Source organism: Endozoicomonas sp. ONNA1 (genome assembly GCF_024606325.1).
Taxonomy (GTDB): domain Bacteria; phylum Pseudomonadota; class Gammaproteobacteria; order Pseudomonadales; family Endozoicomonadaceae; genus Endozoicomonas_A.
The window spans coordinates 1-3,393 of sequence record NZ_JAHHPN010000318.1; the positions used below are offsets into that span (position 1 = coordinate 1).

At 45.1% G+C, this 3,393-nt stretch carries 6 protein-coding genes; all 6 read right to left on the bottom strand.

What is annotated here, in order from left to right; all coding sequences use genetic code 11:
• Positions 1-13: 13 nt before the first annotated feature.
• On the bottom strand, positions 14-181 hold the full coding sequence (locus KDK19_RS07400; protein ID WP_257252540.1) for a hypothetical protein: 168 nt from the start codon (positions 179-181) through the stop codon (positions 14-16).
• Complete coding sequence (locus KDK19_RS07405; protein WP_257291656.1) at positions 174-680, bottom strand: hypothetical protein; 507 nt, start codon at positions 678-680, stop codon at positions 174-176. The genes KDK19_RS07400 and KDK19_RS07405 overlap by 8 nt, the downstream gene beginning before the upstream one ends.
• Positions 673-1,005, bottom strand: a complete 333-nt coding sequence (locus tag KDK19_RS07410; RefSeq protein ID WP_257281510.1) for a nucleotidyltransferase domain-containing protein — start codon at positions 1,003-1,005, stop codon at positions 673-675. The genes KDK19_RS07405 and KDK19_RS07410 overlap by 8 nt, the downstream gene beginning before the upstream one ends.
• A 124-nt stretch (positions 1,006-1,129) precedes the next feature.
• Positions 1,130-1,621, bottom strand: coding sequence for a hypothetical protein (locus KDK19_RS07415; protein ID WP_257252537.1), 492 nt, complete (start codon positions 1,619-1,621; stop codon positions 1,130-1,132).
• Positions 1,618-1,899, bottom strand: a complete 282-nt coding sequence (locus KDK19_RS07420; protein ID WP_257252536.1) for a nucleotidyltransferase domain-containing protein — start codon at positions 1,897-1,899, stop codon at positions 1,618-1,620. The genes KDK19_RS07415 and KDK19_RS07420 overlap by 4 nt, the downstream gene beginning before the upstream one ends.
• Positions 1,900-2,340: 441 nt before the next feature.
• Positions 2,341-3,393, bottom strand: a 1,053-nt coding sequence (locus KDK19_RS07425) for a folylpolyglutamate synthase/dihydrofolate synthase family protein (RefSeq protein ID WP_257291657.1), incomplete at its 5' end; no start/stop codon positions are given.

The window sequence follows — 3,393 nt, forward strand, 5'->3', positions numbered from 1 at the left end:
AAACAAATATAAGCTACAGGTCAATATTTTCAGGAGGTTTCATGATTTTTCCCTGCGATACTGCCTCTTGCAGCCAGCCGGGTAATGTGTGATCAAGTGTCTGCTGATGATGGTATTGAGATTCCAGCAATGTTAATGACTGTTTGAACTTTCCGTATTCGATTTTAATGTTGTCAGCCACCGTTGCACTCCCCAGGCAAAACGGCACCATAACGCAAGGCAAAATCCCGAATATTGTGGTAGACCTTTAACAACTCGCTGGCCAGCGGCACGGCCCGGTTCAACGTCTCGGCATTCAGTTCACTGTCTTCCGGGTAGTCATGGGCAAAAGCATTGCGCATCTCACGAAATAAAGGCCATTGGGCTGCATTATCAATGGCCCCTATTTTTTCCAGCCGGTTGAGCTTGTCGATAAAGGTGTTCAGTGCCCCCTGCTCTCCCACTAAATCCAGCACGTGAGGAAAGAGTTTTGCCCCTATGGCATCCTGTAATTTACTGAACCGGGTGGAAAATTGGTCCATGTAAGCCACTTCAGTCGGGGTAAGGTTGTCAAATGCATTGACACTTAATGGAAACAGGCTTTCCACTTCGGCCATCACCCATTCAAGACGCAAGGCATGTCGGTCACAAATCCAGAGGGTGCGCCCGGTAACGTCTGCAATTTGTCGTCCGCTACTCATTCATTACCCCAGCTCTGTTGCCATTGAGTCGAATCCCGGTACTTCTGGCTTCATGGTGAATCGCTTCCCGGCGTTTTCCTCGTCGGTAAATGACCAGGTCAATTTTCTGGTCACCGATGTGCTGTTTGATGTCCACCAGGCTGTGGAGTTTGGCATCAAAAACCGCTTCCGGACTTTGCAGGTCGGTTTCTATATAGAGATCAATATCACCGCCACGCTGGTTATCATCAACTCTTGAGCCGAAGAGCCAGATGTCAGTTTTGGCACCAAAGTAATGCTGAAGCACGTTGCAAATATGGGCCGCATGTTCGTTTGTGATTCTCAATGGTATTAACCTGTCGTATACACCCACGAGAAAATCATGAAAGTGCCTGCCCAGCAAGGACTTCAGGGATTTTCATGATTTTTCCCTGTCCTAAACCCTGACTACAACATCAGCAAGAGTGATGCTAACCACCATCATACCGCCGACAATACCCCCTAACCCTCTCAGCAACATCAAGCAATACTGGCACAAATTTGAGAACCTGAGGAAAAATCAGGCTCAAAGCCTCTGGCTGATATTCATGGGCAATACTGTTTCTCAGTTCACGAATTTCTATAAATTCAATGGCGTTATTAATCAGACCTTTTTTCTCAGCCCGGTTGATTCTGTCGCGAACGGTACCTCCATGCTCCAGATCTATAACATCGATCAGGCGGAATATTTTCTGCAGCAAGATGTCATTAAAACGGGCAAAGCGAGCGGTGAGGGATTCAAACTTTTCCAGATCTTCAAGCTCTGGCATGTTTTCCTTTTCAAGGCTCACAGACTGGCAACGAGCCAAAGACCATTCAAGCAACTCCTCCATGTGCTTCATGCTTTCCAACTGTTGCTGCAATAGCAACAACTGGTCTTCTTTTATCGCTACCCGTCGTTTTTCGGCTTTGCCTTCATTCACAGAGAAACTCCTTCTGCCAATGCTATTCGAGTAAATGGGTCAGAATCATCAGCAGCAATGACCAAGTCTATTTTTTGTTCTCCCAGCTTTTCATAGAGCGCTAACCTGATCTTCTGTTTATCCGCCGAGTTCAATTTATGCGACAGAATCAGTAAGTCTATATCCCCACCTCTGGCCTGGTCATCAACTCTCGATCCAAAAAGCCAAATTTCAGCATCAGGGTCAAGCTGCCGGATAACTGTCACAATGGCTTGCTGCTCGGATTTAGTCAATCGCACCAGACACTCTCTCAATCATTGCTTAATTTTCACCTGCCGACTTCTTAAGCTGGCTGAGCCAGTTCTGACAACAAACAAACCTCTTGCATAAGCTTCGGATTTTATGATGGTTGACATTCTCGCCGAGCAAGACTTTTACTCTTTAAAATTCCGAAAAATAAAGAATATACCCAGCATTTATTCACGCTACCGCCCTTCAGATTACACTCTCTCTGAAAAGCAGCTTAAAAATTACCTACTATTTATTGACTAAATAGCTCTAGCAGGTATTGCAAAACCAGGAAGTTTGTGATCGACAGACTTATCTAACCATCACGCAGCATTACGATAAAGGGGTTAATCCTACACATGATCATCAGTGAAAACCACCTGCATTAAACGACAACTTTACAAAATAACCTTAAATACACTCAGGAAAACGAGACAATAATAGAAGATAAATCAATTCGAAGGAGAAACTTCAGCACCACCGCACAAAATTGCACCAACCATCAAAAACGAACCCACAACAAGCACCCTGTCCCTGCTAGTTGATACTTCTTTTAGTTGCTGAAAACCTAACTCTACATTTTCAGCGATAACAGGCAGTAGTTCAGAATATCTGGCAACCGCTTCACTCAGAACAGTCTTATCAAGCGCTCTGGGCGAATCAAAATCGGCAACCACCCACTCATCGACCACTTCAGACAGAGACTCGATAACTCCGTGATAATCCTTATCTTTGTAGATCCCAATCAGTGCACGAGTTTTTCCTGAGACCGGATCTGCCTTCAGGCGCTCTGCCAGCTTTGTTGCTGCCTGCGGATTATGCGCAACATCGAGAATAGCCTGAACTTTTTTCCCCCTTTTATTGATCTCCATCACTTTTTCATAACGACCAGGGAGGCTCGATATTTTTAAACCTTCTACGATTGCATCACGGCTTACAGCATCAGGTAAAAACTGAATTGTTTGCAGAGCAGTAGCAGCGTTATCAATAACTAATGCGGGCATAGGCAGGTCGACATACTCAATACATTCACCCGTTTTGTTTAAACCCTTCCAACTCCATGTTCTACTTTCTTCTTTTAGCTCGAATTCTTTATCTCTTCTGTACAGAGCTGACTCCAGCCTGACAGCTTGATCGACGATACTGTTTGGAGTCTCCACACCACCAAATATGGCTGGTTTTTCGGAGCGAAAAATACCTGCTTTTTCTTTTGCGATCGCTTCAATACTGTAACCCAACCAGTCCTGATGATCCAACCCTACTGTAGTGATTACGGAGACATCCGGCTCAATCACATTAGTGGCATCCAGACGACCGCCAAGCCCAACCTCCATAAGCGCAATGTCTACTTTTTCTTTCTGAAAAACATCTACGGCCAACAGCACTGCGAATTCGAAATAGGAAAGCCAGTCACCGCCAAGCCCGTCGTTCACTTTTTGAAAGGAGGCACACAGGCTTTCATCGCTTGCTTCAACACCATTGACTTTAATACGCTCATTGAATCT

Bases quoted from the DNA above. Each gene is read 5' to 3' on its own strand.
- KDK19_RS07405 (WP_257291656.1), bottom strand. From the start codon at position 680: ATGAGTAGCGGACGACAAATTGCAGACGTTACCGGGCGCACCCTCTGG.